General features: G+C 67.1%; 19 protein-coding genes. 9 read left to right on the forward strand and 10 right to left on the reverse strand.

Features of this window, described 5'->3' with window-relative positions; genetic code table 11:
* Positions 1-10: 10 nt before the first annotated feature.
* Both uvrB and MWN34_RS07250 read left to right on the forward strand, forming a co-directional pair.
* A complete protein-coding gene (gene uvrB / locus MWN34_RS07245) occupies positions 11-2620 on the forward strand; it encodes an excinuclease ABC subunit UvrB (protein WP_247028054.1) in 2610 nt (869 codons plus the stop codon).
* Between the two features lie 155 nt (positions 2621-2775).
* Complete coding sequence (locus tag MWN34_RS07250) at positions 2776-3159, forward strand: DUF805 domain-containing protein (RefSeq protein ID WP_247028056.1); 384 nt, start codon at positions 2776-2778, stop codon at positions 3157-3159.
* A gap of 81 nt (positions 3160-3240) precedes the next feature.
* Here the strand turns inward: MWN34_RS07250 and MWN34_RS07255 are convergent, their stop codons facing one another.
* Together MWN34_RS07255 and MWN34_RS07260 are read right to left on the reverse strand one after the other, a co-directional pair.
* A complete protein-coding gene (locus MWN34_RS07255) occupies positions 3241-4272 on the reverse strand; it encodes a Tim44 domain-containing protein (RefSeq protein ID WP_247028058.1) in 1032 nt (343 codons plus the stop codon).
* A 146-nt stretch (positions 4273-4418) separates the two neighbouring features.
* Positions 4419-4619, reverse strand: a complete 201-nt coding sequence (locus tag MWN34_RS07260) for a hypothetical protein (RefSeq protein ID WP_247028060.1) — start codon at positions 4617-4619, stop codon at positions 4419-4421.
* Between the two features lie 284 nt (positions 4620-4903).
* Here MWN34_RS07260 and ppc point away from each other — a divergent pair, with 284 nt between their 5' ends.
* The gene (gene ppc, locus MWN34_RS07265) at positions 4904-7711 is read left to right on the forward strand and encodes a phosphoenolpyruvate carboxylase (RefSeq protein WP_425532066.1); all 2808 of its coding nucleotides are present in this window, start codon (positions 4904-4906) and stop codon (positions 7709-7711) included.
* A 101-nt stretch (positions 7712-7812) separates the two neighbouring features.
* Positions 7813-8445, forward strand: coding sequence for an FMN-binding negative transcriptional regulator (locus tag MWN34_RS07270; protein WP_247028062.1), 633 nt, complete (start codon positions 7813-7815; stop codon positions 8443-8445).
* Between the two features lie 21 nt (positions 8446-8466).
* On the opposite strand, the gene MWN34_RS07275 is transcribed toward MWN34_RS07270, so the two are convergent.
* Together MWN34_RS07275 and MWN34_RS07280 are read right to left on the reverse strand one after the other, a co-directional pair.
* Positions 8467-9228 carry a 3-keto-5-aminohexanoate cleavage protein gene (locus MWN34_RS07275; RefSeq protein WP_247028064.1) on the reverse strand — a complete coding sequence of 254 codons (762 nt, stop codon included), beginning with the start codon at positions 9226-9228 and terminating at the stop codon, positions 8467-8469.
* Between the two features lie 22 nt (positions 9229-9250).
* Positions 9251-9721 carry a YaiI/YqxD family protein gene (locus MWN34_RS07280; RefSeq protein WP_247028362.1) on the reverse strand — a complete coding sequence of 157 codons (471 nt, stop codon included), beginning with the start codon at positions 9719-9721 and terminating at the stop codon, positions 9251-9253.
* A 433-nt stretch (positions 9722-10154) separates the two neighbouring features.
* Between MWN34_RS07280 and ggt the strand changes: the two genes are divergently transcribed.
* Positions 10155-11900 (forward strand): gamma-glutamyltransferase, encoded by a 1746-nt coding sequence (gene ggt / locus MWN34_RS07285; RefSeq protein WP_247028363.1) that lies wholly within the window; start codon positions 10155-10157, stop codon positions 11898-11900.
* 98 nt (positions 11901-11998) lie between these two features.
* A complete protein-coding gene (locus MWN34_RS07290; protein WP_247028066.1) occupies positions 11999-13060 on the forward strand; it encodes a DNA topoisomerase IB in 1062 nt (353 codons plus the stop codon).
* Positions 13061-13155: 95 nt separating this feature from the next.
* Here MWN34_RS07290 and MWN34_RS07295 read toward each other — a convergent pair whose 3' ends face one another.
* A complete protein-coding gene (locus tag MWN34_RS07295; RefSeq protein ID WP_247028068.1) occupies positions 13156-13638 on the reverse strand; it encodes a YciE/YciF ferroxidase family protein in 483 nt (160 codons plus the stop codon).
* A gap of 573 nt (positions 13639-14211) precedes the next feature.
* Between MWN34_RS07295 and MWN34_RS07300 the strand changes: the two genes are divergently transcribed.
* Positions 14212-15354: a DUF2778 domain-containing protein gene (locus tag MWN34_RS07300; protein WP_247028070.1), complete on the forward strand. Its 1143-nt coding sequence runs from the start codon at positions 14212-14214 to the stop codon at positions 15352-15354.
* Positions 15355-15419: 65 nt separating this feature from the next.
* On the opposite strand, the gene MWN34_RS07305 is transcribed toward MWN34_RS07300, so the two are convergent.
* The gene (locus MWN34_RS07305; RefSeq protein WP_247028072.1) at positions 15420-16208 is read right to left on the reverse strand and encodes an alpha/beta fold hydrolase; all 789 of its coding nucleotides are present in this window, start codon (positions 16206-16208) and stop codon (positions 15420-15422) included.
* Positions 16209-16424: 216 nt separating this feature from the next.
* Between MWN34_RS07305 and MWN34_RS07310 the strand changes: the two genes are divergently transcribed.
* Together MWN34_RS07310 and MWN34_RS07315 are read left to right on the forward strand one after the other, a co-directional pair.
* Entirely contained in the window at positions 16425-17747 is a 1323-nt protein-coding gene (locus MWN34_RS07310; protein ID WP_247028074.1) for a PQQ-dependent sugar dehydrogenase, read from the forward strand.
* 75 nt (positions 17748-17822) lie between these two features.
* Positions 17823-18014 (forward strand): hypothetical protein, encoded by a 192-nt coding sequence (locus MWN34_RS07315; protein ID WP_247028076.1) that lies wholly within the window; start codon positions 17823-17825, stop codon positions 18012-18014.
* 4 nt (positions 18015-18018) lie between these two features.
* Here MWN34_RS07315 and MWN34_RS07320 read toward each other — a convergent pair whose 3' ends face one another.
* The 4 genes from MWN34_RS07320 to MWN34_RS07335 form a co-directional block, all read right to left on the reverse strand.
* A complete protein-coding gene (locus MWN34_RS07320) occupies positions 18019-19254 on the reverse strand; it encodes a threonine ammonia-lyase (RefSeq protein WP_247028078.1) in 1236 nt (411 codons plus the stop codon).
* Between the two features lie 99 nt (positions 19255-19353).
* Positions 19354-20877, reverse strand: a complete 1524-nt coding sequence (locus tag MWN34_RS07325) for an efflux transporter outer membrane subunit (RefSeq protein WP_247028080.1) — start codon at positions 20875-20877, stop codon at positions 19354-19356.
* A gap of 65 nt (positions 20878-20942) precedes the next feature.
* Positions 20943-24104, reverse strand: coding sequence for an efflux RND transporter permease subunit (locus tag MWN34_RS07330; RefSeq protein ID WP_247028082.1), 3162 nt, complete (start codon positions 24102-24104; stop codon positions 20943-20945).
* A gap of 6 nt (positions 24105-24110) precedes the next feature.
* Positions 24111-25310: an efflux RND transporter periplasmic adaptor subunit gene (locus tag MWN34_RS07335; protein WP_247028364.1), complete on the reverse strand. Its 1200-nt coding sequence runs from the start codon at positions 25308-25310 to the stop codon at positions 24111-24113.
* Positions 25311-25386: the final 76 nt, after the last annotated feature.

A 25386-nucleotide genomic window follows, 5' to 3' on the forward strand; every position in this document is an offset into this window, starting at 1 on the left:
TATTCGCGCCATGGCCAAAGCTTCACGTCCCGGCGGTTTCGGCGAGCGCTCGCAGCGCGCTTTCGAGCCCGCACCCACCGCGACCCTCGACCCCAAGCTCGCCGAGAAGCTCGGCGTGGCGCCAACCTCCGGCGCCTCGGCGACGGTGGCGGCGCTGTCGGCCCTGATCGAGAGCGGGCGCCCGGAGGTGGACGGGCAGGTCTGGGCGCCGCACCGGCCGGCACGGCCGGAGAAGTCCGAAGGCGGCGTGAAGTTCGTCATCACGTCGGATTACAGCCCCGCCGGCGACCAACCGCAGGCGATCGAGGAACTGGTGGCGGCGGCGCGCGAGGGAGAGCGCGACCAGGTGCTGCTGGGCGTCACCGGCTCCGGCAAGACCTTCACCATGGCGAACGTCATCGAGCGGGTGCAGCGCCCGGCGCTGGTGCTGGCGCCGAACAAGACGCTGGCGGCGCAGCTCTATGGCGAGTTCAAAAGCTTCTTCCCCGACAATGCGGTGGAATACTTCGTCTCTTATTACGACTACTATCAGCCGGAAGCCTATGTCCCGCGCACGGACACCTATATCGAGAAGGAATCCTCGATCAACGAGCAGATCGACCGGATGCGTCACTCGGCGACCCGTGCGCTGCTGGAGCGCGACGACGTCATCATCGTCGCCTCGGTGTCCTGCATCTACGGTATCGGCTCGGTCGAGACCTATTCCTCGATGACGCTCAAGGTCGAGGTGGGCGAGCGGGTGGACCAGCGCCAGCTTCTCGCCGACCTCGTGGCGCTGCAATACAAGCGCATCCAGGGCGATTTCGGCCGCGGCACCTTCCGGGTGCGGGGCGACGTGATCGAGGTGTTCCCGGCCCATTACGAGGACCGGGCGTGGCGCATCTCGCTGTTCGGCGACGAGGTGGAGGCGATCCAGGAGTTCGACCCGCTGACCGGGCAGAAGTCGCAGGAGCTGAAGTTCGTCAAGCTCTACGCCAATTCGCATTACGTCACGCCCCGCCCGACGCTGATCCAGGCCATTTCCGGCATCAAGGCCGAGCTGCGCCAGCGGCTGGAGGAGCTGAACGCCATGGGCCGCTTCCTCGAGGCCCAGCGGCTGGAGCAGCGCACCACCTTCGACCTCGAGATGATGGAGGCGACGGGAAGCTGCGCCGGCATCGAGAACTATTCGCGCTGGCTCACCGGCCGCCTGCCCGGCGAGCCGCCGCCGACGCTGTTCGAATATGTGCCGGACAATGCGCTGATCTTCGTTGACGAGAGCCACGTCACCGTGCCGCAGATCGGTGCGATGTATCGCGGCGACTTCCGCCGTAAGGCAACGCTGGCGGAATATGGCTTCCGCCTGCCGAGCTGCATGGACAACCGCCCGCTGCGCTTCGAGGAATGGGAGGCGATGCGCCCGCAGACGGTGCATGTCTCCGCCACTCCCGGGCCGTGGGAGATGGACCGCACCGGCGGCGTCTTCGTCGAGCAGGTGATCCGCCCCACCGGCCTCGTCGATCCCCCGGTCGAGGTGCGTCCGGCACGCACCCAGGTCGACGATCTGCTCGGCGAGGTGCGGCAGGCGGCGCAGAAGGGCTATCGCTCGCTGGTCACCGTGCTCACCAAGCGCATGGCGGAGGACCTGACCGAGTACCTGCACGAGAACGGCGTGCGGGTGCGCTACATGCATTCCGACATCGACACCATCGAGCGCATCGAGATCATTCGCGACCTCCGGCTCGGGGCGTTCGACGTGCTGGTCGGCATCAACCTGCTGCGCGAGGGGCTCGACATCCCGGAATGCGGGCTTGTCGCTATCCTCGACGCCGACAAGGAAGGCTTCCTGCGTTCCGAGACCTCACTGGTGCAGACCATCGGTCGCGCCGCGCGCAATGTGGACGGGCGGGTGCTGCTCTACGCCGACAGCGTCACCGGCTCGATGGAGCGGGCGATGGCGGAAACCGAGCGTCGCCGCGCCAAGCAGATGGCCTGGAACGCCGAGCACGGCATCACGCCGGAAAGCGTGAAGAAGGCGATCGGCGACATCCTCAACAGCGTCTATGAGCGCGACCATGTGCAGGTCGACAGCGGCCTTGCCGAAGCGCCGGCGGCCTATGGCCACAATCTCGCGGCGGTGATGGCGGATCTCGAAAAGCGCATGCGCGCGGCCGCCGCCGACCTCGATTTCGAGCAGGCCGCCCGGCTGCGCGACGAAATCAAGCGCCTTCAGGCCACCGAGCTTGCCGTTTCCGACGATCCGCTCGCCCGGCAGGAGGCGATCGACGATCGCACCGGTGGCTATCGTGGCACCCGCAAATACGGCACCGCCGCCAATCTGCCGGAGAGCGAGACCGGCAAGCCGAAAGGGCGGGGGCGTGGAAAATCGGGTCCGCGGTCCTCGCCGGGCCACGTCTCCTCCGGCGCCGCGGCGCGGGCGGACGAGGTGCAGGCGGTCTATGAACCCGATGACGGCCTGCCCCTGCCGCGCTCCCGCGTCATGAAGCCCTCGCTGGACGACATGGGCCCCGGCACCGATCGCGCCGAGCCGCTCGGCGCCGATGGCTGGACCCGACCGGAGCGGCCGGATCCGATGACCAAGGGCTACCGAAAGGGTGGGCGGCGACCTCCGAAGCGGTGAGCGTTCCGGTGCGCCATTCTGCGGCGATGGCCGCGGCATGCGCCATCCTGCGCGCGCTTCGCTTTACTTGAAACCGGAGCCCTTTCTTGTCGACGGGATGATTCCACCGGATCGGAAAGGGCTCTAAGGTGCCGTTTTCGGTTGGGGGATCGAAGATGGGTTTTACGCAGGCCATATCCAGCGTGCTGGGCCAGTATGTCAGCATTACCGGGCGGGCGCCGCGCTCGGAATATTGGTGGTGGGTCCTTTTTACCGTCCTGCTGAATGCCGTGGCGAGCATCGTCGATACGGCGCTGTTCGGACCCTATACGCTGCTCGCCTATGGCGACGCGCACATTTTCACGCCGATCCAGAGCCTGCTCGGCCTTTTTCTCCTGATGCCGTCAATCACAGTGGCGATTCGCCGATTCCATGACCTGGACCGCACCGGCTGGTGGCTGCTGCTGACCTTCACCGGCATCGGCGCGATCATCGTCACTGTGTGGTTCATGTTCCGCGGCACAGAAGGCACCAACAGCTACGGCCGCGACCCGCTTTGACGCCTGCGCAGGCGCGGTCGTGAGGCGCAGACATGAAAAAGCCGGCGGAAGGTTCCGCCGGCTTCATCATGTGAGCGATCGTTACGCCTGCTGGATGGCGCTCACCACCCACTCGCCGCCGCCCGACGGGCGGGTGAAGGTCCAGAACTCGATGGCCTGCAGCAGAGTCTCCGGGTCACCCTCCACGACGCGCCCGCTGGAGCGCTGCACCATGGTGTCGCGCAGCTGGTAGCGCATGGCGACGGTCGCGTAGTCGTGCCCATTCTCGCTCCACGCCTCCGAAAGGTCGCCCTGCAGCAGCTTCACGTCGGACAGATGGTTTTCGAGGCCCTGGCGCTCCATGTCGTCGAGCTCCTCGCCGATATAGCGGGCCATTTCCGGCGTCAGCAGGCGGTCGAGGGTTTGCCGGTCATCGCGGCCATAGGCCTCCTGAACCTGCGTCAGCCGGCTCTCGAACGCGTCGAAATCGGATCCCGCGAGCTTCAGCGGACGCCCGCGCGGGCCGGTATTGAAGCCGGCGCGGTCGGCGGCGCCGGCTGTGTCGCCGCTCGCGCCGAGGCCGGCCGGCGTCGGACGTGGCGGCTGGTAGCCCTCACGGGCCATGGCGTCCGGGCGCGCGCCGCCGGCATAGGAGGGCTGGTTGCGGTTGCGCAGCCAGCCCATGACGAAGCGGATCGCGACCACGATCAGAACGACCTGGAGGATGAATCCGAGCATCCCGGCGAGGCTGCCGAGGCCGGAGAAGAAGCCGCCGCCCATCAGCATGCCGAACAGTCCGGCGCCGAGCAGGCCGCCCATGATGCCGCCCATCAGTCCGCCGCGGTTGAAAAATCCACCGGGGCGCGCCGCGGTGGCTGCTCCGGCGCCAAGGCCGGGCGCGGTCTGGCCGTAGGACGGCGCATTCGGGGTCGCCGAACGCTGCATCGGCTGTGCCGTGGGCGCGGTAGGCGTCGGTGCGGGCGCCGCCCATGTCCGGCTTCCGCGGCTGCCGAAGCTGCCGCTGCGGCCGACGCGCGCCTCAGCCAGATCGGCGGCGACCATCAGGCCGGCGCCGAGAGCGAGTGCCGCGACCGCCACGCGGAACGCCGAGCGGGAAGACAGTCTGCGAAGCATCAATTCACCCCGGAACGAAATACCGCGACACCCCATATTGCGGTGCATCACGCGCCACGGCACCCATGCCGTAACGTCATCCATATGGGGTGGGGGTGCCGTTTTGTCATCCCCGAAAGACGTGCCCCGACGTCAGATGGACGTGATCAGAAGCCGAGCAGCGTTTCGAGTGCCGCGATGGAGCCGGCCGGTACGGCCTTCCCGCCCGGGCGGGAAAGGGCGGCACGCAATGGTGCACGGTCTTGCGAATCAAGGGTTTCCGTCGTCCGCGACAGACGCGGCGCGACACGCAGAACGCGCTCCGGCGCGGCCGGGGTGGTATCTGCGGGATGCAACGTCATAGCCATGTCAACCTCCTGAAGGCACTAACGGCGTCGGGACGAATGCTGTTCCGATATGTCGCCGATCACTCGGGCCGTTCCGACGTGCGACCTTTTTCGCATCCGCCGGCTGAACGTCCCCTGAGCCTCCCGTTCATATTAGGGGCAGATCCGTTCAGCTTCGGGGCGCAGATGGGGCAGATCGGGGAGAAGGCGGGGCGACAATTCGGCTGTGTGCGGTGCAGTTGAGGAGGGTGTCGCCTGCGGCATACGAATTGCTAAGTTGCTTCCGTCAGCGGAGATCTCGAGCCATGTCCCTTGCCCTCTCCGGCGCCATGCCGGCGCCTGCGTCCGATCCCGAGGCGGATACCGACATCGACCTGTCGCTCCGCGACGAGATACGCATGCTCGGCCGCGTGCTGGGCGACACGCTGCGCGATCAGGAGGGCGACGCGATCTTCGACCTTGTGGAGCGCGTGCGCCGGGTCTCGACCCGTTTTCACCGCGAGGAGGACGAATCGGCGCGTCACGAGCTGGAGACCATCCTCGCCAGCCTGCCGGCGGACCATACGATCAGCATCGTGCGGGCCTTCAGCTACTTCTCCCATCTCGCCAACATTGCGGAAGACCAGCACAATCTGCGCCGCGCCCGTGCCGAGACCGCCAATGGCCATGCCGCCGCGGGCACGCTCGCCCATGCGCTCGCCGATGCGCTGAAGGCCGGCGTTTCCACCGCCGAGCTGCGCAGGTTCTTTGCCGGCGCCCTGGCCTCGCCCGTGCTGACCGCGCACCCGACCGAGGTCCGCCGCCGTGCCACGCTGACCCATGAAATGCGGATCGCCCAGCTTCTGGCCGAGCGTACCCGGATAGACCCCACGCCGGAAGAACTCGCCGACATCGACGAGGAACTGCGCCGCCGTGTGGTGACGCTGTGGCAAACCAACCTGCTGCGCCGGACCAAGCTCACGGTGCTGGACGAGGTAACCAACGGCCTCGCTTATTACGACTACACCTTCCTGCGTCAGCTGCCCCGCGTCTATGCGGCGCTGGAGGACAAGCTTGCCTTGCTGGAAGGCGGGGAGGGCGCGGTTCCCGGACCGCCGGACGAGATCGGTTCCTTCCTGCGCATCGGAAGCTGGATCGGCGGCGATCGCGACGGCAACCCCTTCGTCACCGCCGCGGTGACGGCGCAGACCATGCGCCGGCAGAGCTCCACCGCGATTTCCTTCTATCTGGACGAGCTGAAGGCGCTCGGCTCGGAGCTGTCGATCAGCACCATCCGGGTGGATGTCTCCGACGAACTTCTGGCGCTCATCGACCAGATGCCCGCCATCTCACAGGCGCGCCGCAACGAACCTTATCGCGCCGCCGCGCAGGTCATCGCCGAACGCCTCAGGGCGACCACGTTCCAGCTGGAGATCGCCGATCTGGTCGGCGTGACCGCGAAGCCTCCGGTGGAGCCCTATGCCTCGGCCGCCGAGCTGAAGGCCGATCTCGACATCATCGACCAATCGCTGCGCAAGCACCGCTCGGCTGCCATTGCGCGCGGCAAGCTGCGTTCGCTGCGGCGGGCGGTGGACTGCTTCGGCTTCCACCTCGCCATCCTCGATTCACGCCAGAATTCCGACGTGCACGAGCGCTGCGTCGCCGAGCTGTTCGAGATCGCGGCGCCGGGCACAAACTACAAGGAGCTGGGCGAAGGCGCGCGCATCTCGCTGCTGCTGCGTGAGCTGGCGACGGCGCGCCCCCTGACCTCGCCCTTCGCGACCTATTCGGACGAGACGGTCGGCGAGATGGACATGCTGCGTACCTGCGCGCGCATCCACCAGATCTACGGCCCGGAGGCGATCCAGACCTGCATCATCTCCAAGGCCGAGGGCGTCTCGGACATGCTGGAGCTGGCGCTGCTGCTGAAGGAGGTCGGTCTCGTCGATCCCGCCGGCACCTCGGCCGTGAACATCGTGCCGCTGTTCGAGACCATCGAGGACCTGCGCAACTCCGCCAAGGTGATGGAGCAGATGTTCCGTCTGCCGGAATACCGCAAGCTGGTCGACAGCCGCGGCGCGATGCAGGAGGTGATGCTCGGCTATTCCGACAGCAACAAGGATGGCGGCTTCGTCACATCGGGCTGGGAGCTCTATAAGGCCGAGATCGAACTGATCGAGGTGTTCAAGCGCCACGGCGTGCGGCTGCGGCTGTTCCACGGCCGCGGCGGTTCGGTCGGCCGCGGCGGCGGGCCGAGCTACGACGCCATCCTCGCCCAGCCGGGCGGGGCGGTGCAGGGGCTTATCCGCATCACCGAACAGGGCGAGATCATCTCGTCCAAATACTCCAATCCCGCTGTGGGCCGCGCCAATCTGGAGATCCTCGCCTCCGCCACGCTGGAGGCGACCCTGCTCTCCGGCGATGCCAAGGCGCCACGCGAGGAATATCTCACCGTCATGGAGGCGCTCTCCGATGCCGCCTTCAAGGCCTATCGGGCGCTGGTCTACGAGACCCCGCGCTTTGAGGATTATTTCTGGGAATCGACCGTCATCAACGAGATCGCGACGCTGAATATCGGTTCGCGTCCCGCCTCACGCAAAAAGACGCGGCGGATCGAGGATCTGCGCGCCATTCCGTGGGTGTTCTCATGGGCGCAGTGCCGGCTGATGCTGCCGGGCTGGTACGGGTTCGGCACCGCAATCGGTTCCTGGCTGGAGAAGCACCCGGACGGCCTGCCGCTGCTGCAGGAGATGTACCGGGAATGGCCGTTCTTCCGCACCCAGCTCTCCAATATGGACATGGTGCTCTCAAAGAGCTCCATCGCCATCGCCTCGCGCTATGCGGAGCTGGTGGAGGACGTGGAACTGCGGGACTCGATCTTCGGCCGCATCCGCGCCGAGCATAGTGCAGCCATCAAGTCGCTGCTGGCCATCTCGCAGCAGGACAAGCTGCTGGCCAGCAATCCGATGCTTGACCGCTCCATCCGCAACCGGTTTCCTTATATCGACCCGCTGAACCATGTGCAGGTCGGCCTGTTGCGCGCTTATCGCGGCAACGACACCGACGAGAAGGTGCTGCAGGGCATCCAGCTCACGATCAACGGCATTTCGGCGGGGCTTCGGAACTCGGGCTGATCCACGCGCGCGCCAGCTGATCCACGCGACCGCGAATGGAATGACCGGGGGATCAGCGCAGGTTATGCTGCGCTCATCCCCGCGCCAAGGTCGATGACCCGATGTACACTCCGCCCGCCTTCCGCGAAGACGACCCGGCTATCCTGCGCCAGATGATCCGCGAGGTGCGTCTGGCAACGTTGGTCACGGCCACTGCCGAGGGTCTGCTGGCCACGCCGCTGCCGCTCTATCTCGACGAGACCGAAGGACCGCACGGGGTGCTCTACGGCCATGTCGCCAAGGCAAATCCGCAGTGGAGACTGCAACCGTTGGCTGAGGCGCTGGTGATCTTCTCCGGCCCTGACGCCTACGTCACGCCGTCCTGGTACGCTTCGAAGCAGGAGCACGGCAAGGTCGTGCCGACCTGGAACTACGCGGCGGTCCATGCCTATGGCGCGGTCGAATTTTTCGAGGACGAGACGCGCCTGCGCGAGGCGGTAACGCGGCTGACCGATCTCCATGAGCAGCCGCGCGCCGAGCCGTGGTCGGTCGCCGATGCACCGGACGCTTTCGTGCGGGCGCAATTGAAAGGGATTGTCGGCATGCGGCTGCCGATCACGCGCCTAGAAGGCAAGCGCAAGATGAGCCAGAACCGGCCCATGGCGGACCGGGAAGGTGTGGCGGCCGGGCTGGGCGCGAGCGCGCTCGACAAAGACCGGCAGGTCGCCACGATGATTCCGACCGACTCCAATTAAGCTGGCGCCGGCATTCGTTCCTCAGCCGCGCGCGATGGAGGGCGTTACTTCCGGCGGCAGGTTCGGCGGCTGGCGAGAGAGGCGGAACGCAGCTTTGATGAGGTCGGTATTATCCTTCGCGATCATGCCGTCGGGCAGGTCGCGGCCGTCCTCCAGCCCGATGCGCCCGTCAAGGCCGCGCATGAGCGCGTCCTGGTAGAGCGGCCAGACGCTGGCTTCGAAACCGTGCTGCAGGATCGGTACGTCGAGGCTCGCCCGCGCCAGCACGAGCCGGATCGCGGCGGCGGCGGCGAGGCCTTCCGCGACGTCCTGCTCGTTGATCTCGATGAGGATACGCAGGCATTTGCGGGCCTCGGGCAGCTTCACGAAACGCTCGGCATCGGCCACGCTCCAGATGCCGGCCTCCACACCGATGCCGCGCGACAGGCACAGGGCGATCATCTCCGATGCGTCGTCCTCGATGAGGTTGACCGATACGTAGTCTGGCTTCGTGCGCCACGCTGCCACCGCATCGAGTCGGCCCTGGCCACCAGGGGCGATGCCGGCATGGGTGGAGAGACCGATAGGGATGCCGGGCACCGCGGCGCGCACCGCGTCGAGCGCGGCGGCAACCTCGACGGGGGCCAGCGTCTCGGCGCCTCCTGCGTTGCGCGGGTGAAGATGAAGCTCGGTGGCGCCCGCGTCCACGACGCGCGTTGCGTCGCGGGCGAGATCGTCCGGTGTAAGCGGAGTCGCCTCGTGGAATTCCTTGCCCCGAGAGCCGTTCAGGCACGCCTGCAGCATGGCATTATCCCCGTTTCAGGCATCAACGCGCCGGGAAGCCCTTTCGTTTCAGCCGCACCAGCGCGCGATCGAGCGCCTGCAGAAACTCCGAACGGTCGCGCGGTGCGAAGGCGCGCGGACCGCCGGTAATCGCGCCGGCATCGCGCAGGTCCTGCATCAGATTGCGGGTGGCCAACTGCATGCCGATGGACGCAGTGCTGAAGGGCCGGCCATTCGGGGCGATGACCTCGGCCCCCGCGGCGACGCAGCGGGCGGCGAGCGGGACATCGGCGGTGATCACCACATCGCCCTCGACGGCACGTTCGGCAATCCAGTCATCGGCGACATTCAGCCCGGCACCGACCACCACCCGCTCGGCCTCGATCCCGTAGGGCACGGCGATATAAGAATTTGCGACCAGCAGCACCTTCACGCCATGCCGTTCGGCCACCTTGAAGATTTCCGCTTTCACCGGGCAGGCGTCGGCATCGACATAGATGAGGATCGGTTTCAGGCTGCACTCGCGAAGACTAGAGGGTGGTTATCAAGTAGGAAGGGCTGTCCTCGCGGACAGCCCTTCCCATGTCAGACCGCGGTCCGGCCCGGTAACCGTCACAAGGACGGCGCGAAGCGTCGCATCAGGCGGCGCGGACCTCGCAAGAGGCAAGTGTCCAGGCCGAGAATACCGACGACCGCAGATCAAGACGATCAGACACTGGATCACCTCCTTTCGGTTGTTGACGACATCTAGGAGATTATCCCCTTTTCGCGATTCGTCACCCCATCCCGCTTCACATCCGGTTACGGCGCGACATTTTTTGTGCATTGCCGAAGCGTGGGCAGGATATAGGCACCCGTTTCCGGAGGATCGTTCGATGCGAGCAAACGCCGAGCCGACGCCGCTTCGCCCCGCCCTTCACCGCTCCGCCACACGCCCTTTCAGGCTTATGCGGGCGGCGGTCTTGCTGGGAATCGCCGTGCTCGCCACCCCCGTCGCTGCCCAGCAGGCGACGGACACCGTGGTGCCGGAGCGCGGCAGCGCCATTGCTGCCAAGCCCCCCGTCGAGGCGCGGCACTGGATGGTCGCGACCGCCAATCCCCGTGCCAGCGAAACGGCCGCGGACGTGCTGCGGCGGGGCGGCAGCGCGATCGACGCCGTGGTGGCGGCGCAGCTCGTGCTCGGGCTCGTGGAGCCGCAATCATCCGGGCTTGGGGGTGGCGCCTTCCTCGTCTACTGGGACAATGACGCAAAGGCCCTGACCACGTTCGACGCTCGCGAAACCGCTCCCGCCGCCGCGACGCCGACGCTGTTCCAGAACGAAAAGGGCGAGCCGCTCGCCTTCATGGAGGCGGTTGTCGGCGGGCGTTCGGTCGGCACGCCCGGCATTCCCGCGCTGCTGGAGAGCGTGCATCGACGCTTCGGGCGGCTTGGTTGGGCGTCGCTGTTCGATCCCGCGATCCACATGGCGGAGGAGGGATTCGTGGTCTCGCCGCGTCTCGCCGGCCTCATTGCCGGGGAGGGCGACGCGCTGAAGCGGTTCGGCCCGACCGCGGCCTATTTCTTCAATGCCGACGGCAGTCCCCGCGCGGCCGGGAGCGTGCTGGCGAACCCTGCTTATAGGCAGACGCTGCGCGCGCTGGCGAAGGACGGGTCCCGCGCCTTCTATACCGGTCCGCTCGCTGCCGAAATCGTGCGCACCGTGCGCGAGGCGACGGGCAATCCCGGCGTGCTCGCCATGGAGGACCTCGCCGCCTACCGCGTGAAGGAGCGCGGGCCGGTCTGCGCGCCCTATCGCGGACTCGATATCTGCGGCATGGGGCCGCCATCGTCCGGCGCGCTGACGCTCGGCCAGATCCTCGGCATGCTGGAGCCTTTCGATCTCAAGGCGCTGGGCCCGCAGTCGCCGGAAGCCTGGCGGCTCATCGCAAATGCCTCGCGGCTCGCTTTCGCCGATCGCGGCCGCTACATGGCCGACAGCGATTTCGTGCCGATGCCGACGCGCGGGCTGCTGGCGTCGGAGTACATCGCCGCCCGCTCGGGCCTGCTGAGGAGCGGTGACGCGTTGCCGGAAGTCGCGCCCGGCGAACCGCGCTGGGACCATGCCATGGCCGAGCCGCGGGCCGACGATGCCGCGCTGGAGCTGCCCTCGACCACCCACCTGGTCGTCGTGGACGCACAAGGCAATGTCGTCTCCATGACCTCCACCATCGAGAACGGCTTCGGTTCCCGGCTCATGGTCGGCGGTTTCCTGCTCAACAACGAACTCACCGATTTCTCCTTCCGCAGCCAGGAGAACGGCGTGCCGATCGCCAACCGGGTCGAGCCCGGCAAGCGGCCGCGTTCCTCCATGACGCCGACCATCGTGCTGAAGGACGGCCGCCCCGTCGCCGCTCTCGGCTCGCCGGGTGGCAGCCAGATTATCGGCTATGTGGCGAAAACGCTGATCGCGCATCTCGACTGGGGCATGGGCTTCGCCGACGCCATTGCCGCGCCCAACATCCTCGCCCGCTTCGATGCGGTGGAAATCGAGGCCGGTACGCCGGCCGTCGCGCTGTCAGAGCCGCTGAAGGCGATGGGCTTCGCGGTGAAGACGGCCGAGATGACATCCGGGGTGCAAGCCATAGAGATCACGCCGGACGGCCTGATCGGCGCCGCGGATCCGCGCCGCGAGGGGGTGGCGATCGGCGAGTGAGGGTGGTCACGCTTCCGCGCGGGGAGGAACCGGCGGAGCGGAGGGAGCGTTTCGCTTTCCGACAGGCCGGGATCATCCCGCCTTGAGGACATTGCCCGATGCGCAGGATCTCCCTCATCCGAAGCCTCGCCCGCTCGCATGGGCTGGTGCTGGTCGGGCCGCAGGATCTCGTCCTGAGCCGGCGCAGGGCGGGAACCGGATTCAGCTTTCGCGATGCCGATGGTCGGCCGATCCGGGATAGCGACACCGTGCGCCGCCTGCGCGCGCTCGCCGTGCCGCCGGCCTATGAAAAGGTCCGTTTCGCGGCCGATCCGCAGGCCCACCTGCAGGCGGTGGGCGAAGACGCGGCCGGGCGGCTGCAATACCGCTACCATCCCGCGTGGACCCAGGTGCGCGAGGCGCTGAAGGCGCGTCGGCTCAATGCTCTGGCGCAGGCGCTCCCCACCATTCGCCGCGCCATTGGCCGCCATCTCGGGGCGGGCGGGGAGGGCCGGGATTTCACCTATGCCGCCGTGCTGGAACTCGTCGCGCTGACGGCGATCCGGGCAGGCAGCGAATCCTATGCCCGCGAGCACGGCACCCGCGGGGCGACGACGCTGCTGAAGTCGCATGTGAAGATCGTCGAGGGCCGCGTCACGCTGCGCTTCACCGCCAAGGGTGGAAAAAAGGTGGTGAAGGAGATCTGTAATCCGCGCTTCGTGATCGTGATGCGCGCGCTGCTGGCGTTGCCCGGGCGTCGGCTGTTCCAGTATCGCGGCGAGGATGGTGCCCTGCATCCAGTGCGCGCGGGGGAGGTGAATGCGTTTCTCAAGCGGATCGCCGGCTGTCCTCTCTCGCTGAAGGATTTCCGCACGCTGGTCGCCTCGGTCAGCGCACTGGAGCTGCTGGCCGCCGCAGCCCCGGCTGGCAGCGTGCGGGCGCGGCGTTCACAGGTGGTGAAGGCGGTGGCCTCGGTCGCGGAAACGCTGGCGAACACGCCCAGCGTGTGCCGCACCTCCTATGTGCACGCGGCCGTCGTCACCGCTTTCGAGGAAGGCGCGCTGAGGGGCTTCGCGGATGAGTTGAAGGGCACGCGATCACCGGCAGCGCGCGCGGAAATTCTCGCCCGCATCGTCGGACGGTACGCCGCTCCTAACCGAACGAAGGATCTGAGGTCATAAGGAAAAGGCCGGACGCGCCTGCGCCCGGCCAGTCTGGGGAGGGAGGTAGGGCTTCGTCCGGCGTGGAAGGAACGTCCGCCCTGCCTGCTAACGCATCACGCCGCTTTCTTGTTCACGCTCTGCATGGCGATATTGGTGAGGAGCTCGTCGGCCTTCTTCTCCTCCGCCAGCGTCTGCTCCAGAAGGCGCACGGCCTTCGGCATGTTGAGCTGGCTGGCCCAGGCGATCAGCGTGCCGTAGCGGGCCATCTCGTAATGCTCCACCGCCTGCGCGGAGGCCAGAAGGCCGGCATCCATGACTTCGGGCGTCTCTGCCTCGTCCATCACTTCCTTGGCTTCCTCGACCAGCCCCTCGATGGCCTCGCATTTGATGCCGCGAGCAGGCTTGTCGATCATCTCGAAGACCTGCTGCAGGCGTTCAACCTGGCCTTCGGTCTCGGTCCGGTGATTTTCGAAGGCTTTCTTCAGCTCTGGGGTCGCGGCCGTCCTGGCCATCTTGGGCAGCGCCTTCAGGATCTGGCGCTCGGCATAGTAGACGTCCTTGAGCAGGTGCACGAAGAGCTCGTTCAGGTCTTTCATGGCGTGTCCTCGGTTGGGGCGCACCCTGACGCGACGTGCGCGGGTCGGGTTAAGAACGAACCCCTCGCCGGGCTGTTCCCTGCGACCGCGCTCACCAAGGCCGCTCCCGCAGCAACCGGGTAGGGGAAGCGGCACCCCGATAGGCGCAGCTTTATCCGAACGGTGTCAGAGCCCGGTTCGCGCCCATATGATCACGGAATCGTGAAGGGCGTTACGATTCGGGGGCGACTGCCCCGGCCACAGGAAAACCGCAAGGCTCGTGCACCTCGCTGCCTGGCAATATGGTCACCACGTCATGTTCGCTGTTGCGGCGCGTTAAGACATTGTTGCCCAAACCGCCCTTATCCTTCGCTTCGGTCGACCGGTGGATCGGCGACACGCCGTGTGGTAATCGCGGCGCGCGGACGTAGCGGAATGTTCTGCTACGGGAGCGAATTGACCGCAGGGGCAGGATTGATAAGCTTCGCGTGCCCGCCGGCTCGCGACTCTTGTCGCACTGTGAGGACCATGACGATTACGGCCACACACGCCTTCTCACCCGCCGCACCAGAGCGGTCTCCCGCGCGAATCGCCGTGGCCAGTCTGGTCGGCGTCGGTCTGGTGGGCGGCGCATTGCTGTTCGGCGCGGCGGCGACCGGTATGGTCTCCTTCGCCGCGGCGCCCGATCCGGCAACCCAGCCCCGTATCAATACACAGCAGCCGGCAATGGTTCCCCCGCACGTCGCGGTGCGCGACGTGCCGCCCGTTCCGAGCGTTTCCGACATCGGCAATTATCGCGCCGTCGGAATCGTCTCCCTGCCTTCGGGCTGGCTCTTCAGTTCCGCCCTGCAGGTTCCGGTCCGTGTTGCGGCGGCGCCTGCCACACCGGAACCGGGGTCCCGTCCCGTGGCTCCCTTCGTCTCGGCTTCGCTCGGCCCGGTTTCCGGCGACGAGCCTTTCGACATGCAGGAAGCGGACATTCCCCAGCCGGGCGCGTCGCATCTCGCGGTGATCCCGGTGCCGATTCCCTCGCCGGTCGTGAAGACGGCGCGCACCGTACCCCTGCCGGCAACCAATCCGCTGGTGGCGGCCGGACGTCTCAATGCCAACGACACGCCGGACGATCCTTCCGCGCAGGAGCGGCTCGCCGTTGCGCCGCCGCCGCGCCCGGACGATCTCGACGCCGCGGCCGAGCCGGACAACGCGCCGCCCAAGGTCGCGGCCGCGACCCCGGCGGATAAGCCGCTGCCCACCGGCCCGCTCTCCTCGGGTCTGGCCGAAGCGCGGATTCCTGGCCGTGGCGACCGCTACGCGCTCTACGACATTTCCGCCAAGACCGTTTACCTTCCGGGCGGCGCCAAGCTGGAAGCCCATTCCGGCTATGGCGAGATGTTCGACAATCCGCGCTACATCCATGTGAAGATGCGTGGCCCGACCCCGCCGAACACCTACAAGCTCAGCATGCGCGAATCGCTGTTCCACGGTGTCGAGGCGCTGCGGATGACGCCGGTCGGCGATGGCAAGATGTATGGCCGCGACGGCATTCTGAGCCACACCTACATGCTCGGTGCGCGGGGCGATTCCAATGGCTGCGTGTCATTCCGCGAATATGAGAAATTCCTGGCGGCCTATAAGCGCGGCGACGTCACCCAGATGGTGGTCGTGGACCGGTTGCAGAACCCGTCTGCTCCGACTTCCAATCCGCTCATTGCGTGGCTGACCGGTTCACGCCGCTGATCGCGCGGCATCGCGCCGGTTGACACAGAGCCGCCCCCGGGCGGCTCTGTTCGTTTGAGGCGGCTTCAGCCAACCAGAAAGCCGCGCACCAGCTCGGCGAAGCGGTGCGGATCGGTCCGGGGGAAAAAGTGGCCGCCGGCCATGGAATCCAGCAGCGCGCTAGGTATCGCCTCGGCGATCCGCAGCGAATGGGCATAGGGCACCATCTCGTCATCCAGCGCACCCAGCACGAGGGTGGGCGCAGCGATGCGGCCGATCTCGCCCGCCCGGTCGAAGGCCAGCAGCATGCGCAACCGCGCGGCGGTGACATCAAGCGGCGCAAGCGCGGCGCGTGCCCGCTCCACCGCGCCGTCCAACCCGTGCTCATGGCTGGCGAGCCACTCCGCCGAATAGCCGAGCACATGGGTGAAGGCCTGGTAAATCTCCGGCTGGTTCGCTTCCAGCAAGGCGAGGCGGGCCTGGAACAGCATGCGGAAGCGCGCATCCGGCCGCGCCCAGCTCCCGCTGATGACGATGCGATCCGCGCGCTCTGCGGCATCGAGCGCCAGCGTCTGCACGATGGCTCCGCCGGTCGAATGGCCAACGAGGTGAGCGCGGTGGACCTCCTCGGCATTCATGATCTCAAGCACGTCAGCGGCGATGCGCTCGATGCTGTAAGGACCGAGCGGGCGATCGCTGCGACCGGCGCCGCGATGATCGACGACGATCAACATGAAGCCATGGACCAGCCGCTCCGCGACCGGCTCCCAGAACCGCCCGTCGCCGCCAAGGCCGGGAATGAGCACCACCGGCGCGCCGCGGCCCATGATGTCGTAATGCACGCGGCAACCGTCGGACATGGCGACAAGCGGCATGGCGTGGTTTCTCCTTCCTTCGCAGCTTCCGCCCGATGGACAGGAACGCGACGCGGATTCCTGTAGCCCGGAGCATTTTCCGATTGCGGCGACGGGTCAACGTCCCCGTCGATAAAAGGCTCCCGTTGCGACGGCGCGCCTCTCCGTCCAAGAGGGCATTGCCGGCCGTCGCCTTTTCTGTGATCAACGTACAAGGTTTAGGCAGTGGGGTGTGGCATGGCGAATTACGTCAAGATCAGCGGTTTTCTCGGCGCCTGCGTCACCGGCGTGGCGCATTTCCTCACCGATCTGCGCAAGCAGCCGGCGCTGGTCGAGAGCGAGGGCTATGGCGCTGCGCCAAGCCTGCCCAAGCCGAAGCCGACCCTTATCCCGGTCATGAAGATAGCTCCGGCGGTGGGGTGGGGGGCCGGGCAGAAGCCAGTGCCGCTCGCCGGCTACAAGGTGGAGGCCTTCGCTACCGATCTCGACCATCCCCGCTGGGTCTATGAGCTGCCCAACGGCGATGTCCTCTGCGCCGAGAGCGCGGCACCGCCGAGCCCGGCGGGCGTGTTCTCGCTGCGCTGGTGGGCGCAGAGCTTCGTCATGGTGCGGGCCGGGGCGGGGGTGAAGAGCGCGAACCGCATCTCGCTGCTGCGCGACGCGGATGGCGACGGCATCGCCGAGCAGTGCTTCGCTTTCCTCGAAGGGCTGACCTCGCCCTTCGGCATGGCACTTGTGGGTGAGCACCTCTACGTTGCCAATGCGGATGCGCTGGTGCGCTTTCCCTACGAGCCGGGCGCGACGCGGATCACCGCCGCGCCGGTGAAGATCTGCGACCTGCCCGCCGGGCGCAACCACCACTGGACCAAGAGCCTCGTCGCCAACAAGGCGGGCACCAAGCTCTATGTGGGCGTGGGCTCGAATTCGAACGTCGCCGAGTTCGGCATGGAGGAGGAGGTCGACCGTGCGGCCATCCTCGAGGTCGACATCGCAACCGGCGCGCGCCGCGTCTTCGCCGGTGGCCTTCGCAACCCCGTCGGCATGGACTGGAACCCGGTAACCGGTGAACTCTGGACCAGCGTGAACGAGCGCGACGAAATCGGTGACGACCTCGTGCCCGATTACATGACCTCGGTGAAGGACGGCGCCTTCTATGGCTGGCCTTATTCCTACTGGGGGAAGGTCGTGGACGAGCGGGTGAAGCCGCAGCTGCCCGATCTCGTTGCGCGGGCGCTGAAGCCGGACTATGCGCTGGGCTGCCACACCGCTTCGCTCGGCCTCACCTTCGTCGATGACAGCCGCTTCGGCGAGCGCTTCACCCATGGCGCCTTCATCGGCCAGCACGGCTCGTGGAATCGCAACCCGCCCTCCGGCTACCGGGTGATCTTCGTACCCTTCGCTGACGGCAAGCCGTCCGGCCCGCCGGAGGAGATTCTCGGAGCCTTCCGGGTCGACGGCAAGGCGCTGGGCCGGCCGGTGGGTGTCATCGTGGACCGGCGTGGCGGCCTCCTGGTGGTGGACGATGTCGGCGACTGCGTCTGGCGGGTGTCGAAGGCCTGAACGGAACCCGTGGCCGTCTGCGTCGGTTCCTTAACGGTGAGGGGCGTGCCCCTCGGACTGGATCAGGAGGCCGACATGACAGATGACGACAGGATCCAGAGCGGCAGCGATGCGAAGCCGGAGACGCCTCCGGGCCGGAAGCCCGACGTGCCGCCGGCCGGCCCGCACGCACAACCGCATCTCACCAATCCCGATGCGACGCCGGGCACCGGCATGCTGCCGCCCGTCGGCGAGGACGAGGATCCGAACGCACAGCCCTCGGGATAGCGCGTCAGAACGCATCCTGCCGGGCGCGGAAGCCCTCTTCGGCAAGACGGCTCATGAGGCCGGAAAGATCGGAAGGGTTGCGCAGTTCGATGTCGAGCGAGACGGAGCTTTCCTTGGCACGGCTGGTGGCCGCCAGCCGCTCGTGGCGCAGTTCGTAGATATTGCCGCCGTGGGCCGCGACGGTCGCGGTCAACCGCGCCAGCGCGCCGGGATGGTCGGGAAGTTCCGCGCGGATGCGCACCATGCGCCCGGCGCGGGTGAGGTGACGCTGGAGAACCGCGACCAGCACCCGGGTGTCGATGTTGCCCCCCGAAAGAATGACGCCAACCCGTTGGCCGGCAAATAGCGGCGGCTGCGCGATCATCGCTGCGATGCCGGCCGCGCCGGCGCCTTCGCACAGTGTTTTCTCGATACCCAGCAGCAGGGCGATCGCCTCCTCGATGGCGTCTTCGCTCACCACCGCGATGTCGTCCACCCCGGCGGCGACGATGCGGCGTGTGAGGCGACCCGGCTCGCTCACCGCGATGCCTTCCGCCACCGTCGAGCCCGGCGCCGGCTCGCCGATAAAGCCTTTCGCTGCGCGTGCCATGCCCGGGAAGATCTCCGACTGCACGCCGACGACGCGTAGATCGGGCCGCATAGCGCGGGCGACGACCGCGGCGCCGGAGATCAGCCCGCCACCGCCGATCGGCACAACCAGCATGTCGAGATCGGGCACGGCGCGAAGCATTTCGAGCGCCGCGGTGCCTTGCCCGGCGATGATGGCGGGATCGTCGAAGGGGTGGACGATCGTGAGGCCTTCGACCTGCGCGAGCCGCAACATCTCGGCGGCGGCTTCGGCGAAGTCCGCGCCGTGCAGCACCACCCGTGCACCGTGCTCGCGCACCCGCTCGACCTTGAGGTTGGGCGTGGTGGTCGGCATCACGATGGTGGCGGAAACGCCGGTGCGCCGCGCGTGGTAGGCGACGCCCTGCGCATGGTTGCCGGCCGAAGCCGCGATCACCCCGCGCACCTTCTCGGCGGCGCTCAGCGTCAGTAGCTTGTTCAGCGCGCCGCGCTCCTTGAACGAGGCGGTGAATTGCAGATTCTCGAACTTCAGCCAGATCTCCGCCCCGAGCTTGGCGGAGAGGGTCTCGGACTGCACGAAGGGCGTATGCGCGATCGCCCCGGCAATGCGAACCGCGGCGGCCTCGACATCGGCGAATGTGACATCCGGCGGAAGCGGCGCGGTGATAGGCATGGCGTTGTCCCGGTGGTGGAATGCACCATCGTTAAGGGGCTTCCGGCCGGATGGCATCTCCCGGCCGGAACGATTGTGCACCTTAGGCCGCGTTGCCGCCTATTGCCGGCCGGCGAACCTCTCGGCCCAGTCGGAGCTTACGAAGCGCGGACCCATCTGGTCGACCACGTCCGGGGTGCGGGTGTCGACCGTGCCCGGCCAGCCACCTCCCAACGCCTTGTTCAGCGCCACATAGTCGGTGGCGATGGCGACGCGGCTGGCAAGGTAGGAATCCTCCGCCGAATAGAGCGAGCGCTCGGCGTCGAGCACGTCGAGGAAGCTCGACGATCCGGACTGGTAGAGCGAGCGCGAGAGCGAGGTGGCCTGCCGATACGAGGCGGCCGAGGAGGCGAGGCTGCGGTTCTTGATGCGCTCCTGCTGCATCGCGACATTGGCATTCTCGACATCCTGCAGCGCGGCGAGCACCGAGGCGCGGTAGGCGATGAAATATTCGTCGCGCTGGGCCTGCGCATATTCCACCGCTGCCTGCAGCGAGCCGGCGTTGAAGATCGGCACGCTGACCGAGGGGCCGAAGCTCCAGCTGATGCTCGAGCTCTTGCCGAGATCGCCGACCTTGACGCCGGCGGTCGAGATGTCGCCGGTCAGGCTCACATCCGGGTAGCGCGCCGCCTCCGCCGCGCCGACGCGGGCGGTGTATTGGGCGAGCTGGCGCTCGGCGAGACGGACGTCGGGGCGAGACAGCAGCACGTTCGCCGGCACGCCGGTCGGTATCGGGAAGCGAGGCGTCGGGATCGGCGCGCTGCGCGCAAGGCGCTCGTTCAGCGTTGCCGGCGGTAGGCCGAGCAGGACGCTGAGCTCGTGCACCGTCTGCTGGAAGGCGGAACGCAGCTCGGGGATGTTGGCTTCCGTGCTCGCCGCCTGCCCCTCGGCATTGGCGACATCCACTGCAGAGGCCGAGCCCGCCTGGAACTTGGTACGGGTGAGACCGGCCGTCTCGCGCTGCGACTGTGCGGTGCGCTGGGCCAGCGCCAGGCGGGCCTGATAGCCGCGCGCCTCGATATAGGAGGTCGCGACATCGCCGATGAGGGTGAGCAGCGTGTTGCGCAGGTCTTCCTCGGCGGCGTCGAGGCCGTATTTGGCAGCTTCCGCCGTGCGGCGATTGGCACCGAACAGGTCCAGCTCCCAGCTCGCGTCGAGGCCGCCATTGAATGCGTCTCCCTCGCTGCCGCCCGCGCTCTTCCCGCGCTGGTAGCTGCCGGAGCCGTCGAGCGTCGGAGCGAGGGAGGCGAGGGCCTGCTTGCGGCTCGCCCGTGCTTCCCGCACGCGGGCCTTGGCGCTGGCGACGTCGAGATTGCCGACGACAGCCTCCTCGACGAGGCTGTTCAGTGTCTTGTCATTGAGCCGCTCCCACCAGCGCGCGAGCTGAGGGGGTTGGTTCGCCGGGTTGGCGCCATCCGCAAGGGTGGTCTTGTGGGTGGTGCCCCATTTGGCCGGCAGGACGAGGTTGGGCGCCTTGTAGTCCGGCCCCACCGCGCATCCGGCGAGCGCCGTCGCCAGAAGCAGGGCGGCGGAAAGCCGCGCCAGCGGCAGGTCGGAGCGGAAGGCGGCATGGCGTACGATCATGAGGCGGTTCCGGCTAAGGCGGACAACAGGCGGGGAGTGTAGGTGATTCACGGCCTCGTTACCCGTCATGATGTGTGTCCGTCCGTTTCCGGACCCGCATCCGTGGCCGTTTTGTCACCGCGCCCGAAGATGCGGCGCACGGTGACGAAGAGCAGCGGCACGAAGAAGACGCCGAGAACGGTGGCCGCGATCATGCCGCCCATCACGCCGATGCCGATGGCGTTCTGCGCCCCCGAGCCGGCCCCGCTCGCGATCGCCAGCGGCATCACGCCGAGGATGAAGGCGAAGGAGGTCATCAGGATCGGGCGCAGGCGCTGGCGCGCGGCGTCGAGCGTGGCCTCGATCAGCCCCAAGCCGTGCTGCTGGCGCTCGATCGCGAACTCCACGATCAGAATCGCGTTCTTCGCGGCGAGGCCGATGGTGGTGAGCAGGCCGACCTTGAAATAGACGTCGTTGGTCTGGCCGAACAGATGAGCGCCCACCAGCGCGCCGAAGATGCCGATGGGCACCGAAAGCAGGACCGCGAAGGGGATCGACCAGCTCTCGTAGAGCGCGGCAAGGCACAGGAACACGACCAGCACGGAGATGGCGTAGAGCGTGGTCGCCTGATCGCCGGAGAGCTGCTCCTGCTTCGACAGGCCGATCCATTCATGGCCATAGCCGGCGGGAAGCTGGGCGACGAGCTCGTCGATCGCGTTCATCGCGTCGCCCGAACTCACCCCCGGCGCGGCCTGACCCTGTATCTCGACCGCCGACGAACCGTTGAAACGTTCGAGTCGCGGGGAGCCGAACGTCCAGCGCGTGGAGGTGAAGGAGGAGAACGGCACCATCGTGCCATCCGAATTCCGCACGTGCCACTTGGCGAGGTCTTCCGGCTGCATGCGGAAGTCGGCGGCGGACTGCACATACACCTTCTTCACGCGGCCGCGGTCGATGAAGTCGTTCACATAGGAACTGCCCCACGCGGTGGAGAGCGTGTCGTTGATGTCCGACAGCGACACACCAAGCGCACTGGCCTTTTCCTCGTCGATGTCGACCACGAGCTGCGGTTCGTCCTCCTGGCCGTTGGGACGGGTATTGGCGAGGCGCGCATCGCCGGCAGCCTTGGCGAGAAGCTGGTTGCGGGCCGCGGTCAGCTTGTCGTGGCCCGCCCCGTTGATGTCCTGCAGATAGAAGTCGAAGCCGTTGGAATTGCCCATGCCCTGGATCGCCGGAGGGGCGAGGGCGAAGACCTGAGCGTCGTGGAATTTCGAGAAGGCGGCCATCGCCCGGCCTGCCACCGCGGAGGCGGAGAGGTTGGGGCTGGTACGCTCGTCGAAGGGCCTCATGCGCACGAAGGCGATGCCGACATTCTGGCCCTGCCCGCCGAAGCCGAAGCCCTGCACGGTGAGCACGCCTTCCACCGCGTCCTTCTCGTTCTCGAGATAATGCCGGGTCACGTCGGCCAGCACCGTTTCGGTGCGGTTCGCGGTGGCACCGACGGGAAGCTGCACGCTGGTGATCAGGATACCCTGGTCTTCCTGAGGCAGGAAGGAGGAGGGCAGCTTGGTGAACATCCAGCCCATCGCCACCGCAATGGCGAGGAAGATGACGAGAAAGCGCCCGGAGCGCGCAATGACGCCCGCCGTGCCGGAGCGATAGGCGTTGCTGCCGCGGTCGAAGGCGCGGTTGAAGGCGCCGAAGATGCCCTTCTGCTTCGCATGGCCGGCCTCGCCGGCGGCGTCCTTGCGCGGCTTTAGGATCGTGGCGCACAGCGCCGGCGTCAGGATGAGCGCGACCAGCACCGAGAGCACCATGGCCGAGACGATGGTGACCGAGAACTGCCGGTAGATGACGCCGACCGACCCATCCATGAACGCCATCGGCACGAACACGGCGGACAGCACCGTGGCGATGCCGACCAGCGCGCCGGTGATCTCCGACATCGACTTGCGGGTGGCTTCCTTCGGCGGCAGCCCTTCCTCGTCCATCACGCGTTCGACATTCTCGACGACGACGATGGCGTCATCGACCAGCAGGCCGATCGCCAGCACCATGGCGAACATGGTCAGCGTGTTGATGGAGTAGCCGAACAGCGCCAGCACGCCGAAGGTGCCGAGCAGCACAACCGGCACCGCGATGGTGGGGATGATGGTGGCGCGGATGCTCTGCAGGAAGACGAACATCACGACGAAGACGAGGACGATGGCTTCGAAAAGCGTCTTCACCACATCTTCGATCGAAAGCACCACGAAGGGGGTCGTGTCATAGGGATAGACGACTTCCAGCCCTTCCGGGAAGGTGCCCGACAGACGCTGGATCGCCGCCTTCACGCCGTCCGCGGTGCTGATGGCGTTGGCCCCGGTGGCGAGGTTGATGCCGAGCGCCGCCGAGGGCTTGCCGTTGTAGCGCGAGGTGGTGGTGTAACTCTCCGCGCCGAGCTCGACGGTGGCGACGTCATTGAGCCGGACCAAGGAGCCGTCGCTGGTGCTCTTGATGATGATGTTGCGGAACTGTTCGGGGGTCTGCAGTCGGCCCCGCGCGGTGACGGTGGCGTTGAGCTGCTGTCCCTTCCTCTGCGGCAGGCCGCCGACCTGTCCCGCTGAGACCTGCGTATTCTGTGCCTCTATGGCGGCAGTGACGTCGCTCGGCATGAGCTGGAACTTGGCCAGCTTGTCCGGGTCGAGCCAGATGCGCATCGAATAGGCCGAGCCGAAGACCTGCGTAGTGCCGACACCGGAGACGCGGCGCAGCGGGTCGTTCAGCGTCGAATCCACATAGTCGGCGATGTCGATGGAGGACATCGACCCGTTGTTGGAGACGAAGCCGACCACCATCAGGAAGCTGTCGGACGCCTTGTCGACCTCGATGCCGGACGTCTGCACGATGGTCGGCAGCTGCGAGGTGACAAGCTGGAGCTTGTTCTGCACCTGCATCTGCGCGACGTCGGGGTCGGCCGCGTTGGTGAAGGTGACGGTGATGCTCGCCTGCCCGGTCGAGGTCGAGGTCGCCGAGATGTAGTCGAGATTGTCGAGCCCGGTCATGCCCTGCTCGATGACCTTGGTCACCGAGTTCTCGACGGTCTGCGCGTCCGCGCCGGGATAGGTGGCGGTGATGCGCACGGTGGTCGGCGCGATCTGCGGATATTGCGCGATCGAGAGCGAATTGAGGGCGAGCAGGCCGCCCAGCATGATCAGGATGGCGATGACCCATGCGAAGATGGGTCGGTCGATGAAGAAACGCGCCACGACGGCTTACTCCTTCACCGGACCGGTGGCCGGCGTGCCGGCGTAGGCGAAATTGTGCCCTTTGATCGGCAGGGCACCCTCCTTGCCGCGGTCCTTCACCTCGCCGGTCGTCTCGTCGATGGTGACCTCGACCGGCATCACGTCCGCTCCGGGCTTCACGAACTGGCTGCCCTCCACCACGATCCGATCACCGTCGGCCACGCCGCTCTGCACGAGCCAGTTGTTGCCGACGCTGCGCCCCACAGTGAGGACGCGCTGCTCGATCTTGTTGTCGGCGGTGACCACGAGGGCGATCGGCTCGCCGCGGGTGTTTCGGGTCACGCCTCGCTGGGGCACGAGGAAGCTGTTGGGAGCGACGCCCTCCTCGACGATGGCGCGGACATACATGCCCGGCAGCAGCAGCCGGTCCGGGTTGGGGAAGGTCGCCCGCACGCCGAAGGTGCCGGTGGTCTCGTCCACATAGGCGGAGGCGAATTCCAGCGTGCCGTCATGGGGATAAATGGTGCCGTTGTCGAGTTTCAGCCGCACCTTCACATCCTTGCCGGAGATCTTGATGCGTCCGGCGTCGATGGCCTGACGCAGGTTCAGCAGGTTGGTGCTGGACTGGGTCACGTCGACATTGATGGGATCGAGCGTGCGGATGGTGGTCAGGGCGGTGTCCTGGCTGGCGGTCACCAGCGCGCCCGGGGTCAGCGAGGATTTGTCGATGCGCCCGTTGATCGGTGCGGTGATGCGGGTGCGATCGAGATTGATGCGCGCCGTCTCGACGCTGGCCTTTGCCGAAGCCACGTCGGCAGTCGCCTGGGCGAGCGAGGCGATGGCATCGTCATTGTCCTGTTTGCTGACGGCGTTCTGCTTGATCAGGCCGGCATAGCGATCGACCTTGGACTGCGCGCTCGGCACGGCGGCCTCCGCCTTGGCCTGCGCCGCCACGGCGCTGTCGAAGCTGGCCTGATAGCTGGCCGGATCGATCTGGTAGAGCGGATCGCCAGCTTTCACCTCACTGCCTTCCTGGAAGATGCGATCCTTGATGATGCCGTCCACCTGCGGGCGTACCTCCGCGACCAGCGAGGCCGTGGTGCGCCCCGGCAGTTCCGCGGTGATCGCGACGGATTGCGGGTGCAGCGTGACGACGCCGACCTGCGGTCGGGCCTGGCCGGCGGTCGGGCCGGCTGGTGCGGATTGCTCCTTGCAGCCGGCAAGGATGACGAGGCAGGCGAGGCCGGCAACGAACGGGCCGGCGGCGCGGCGAAGGCGAAAGCCGGTGCGGCCGGAATAAGCG

Source organism: Ancylobacter crimeensis, from assembly GCF_023016805.1.
Taxonomy (GTDB): Bacteria; Pseudomonadota; Alphaproteobacteria; order Rhizobiales; family Xanthobacteraceae; genus Ancylobacter; species Ancylobacter crimeensis.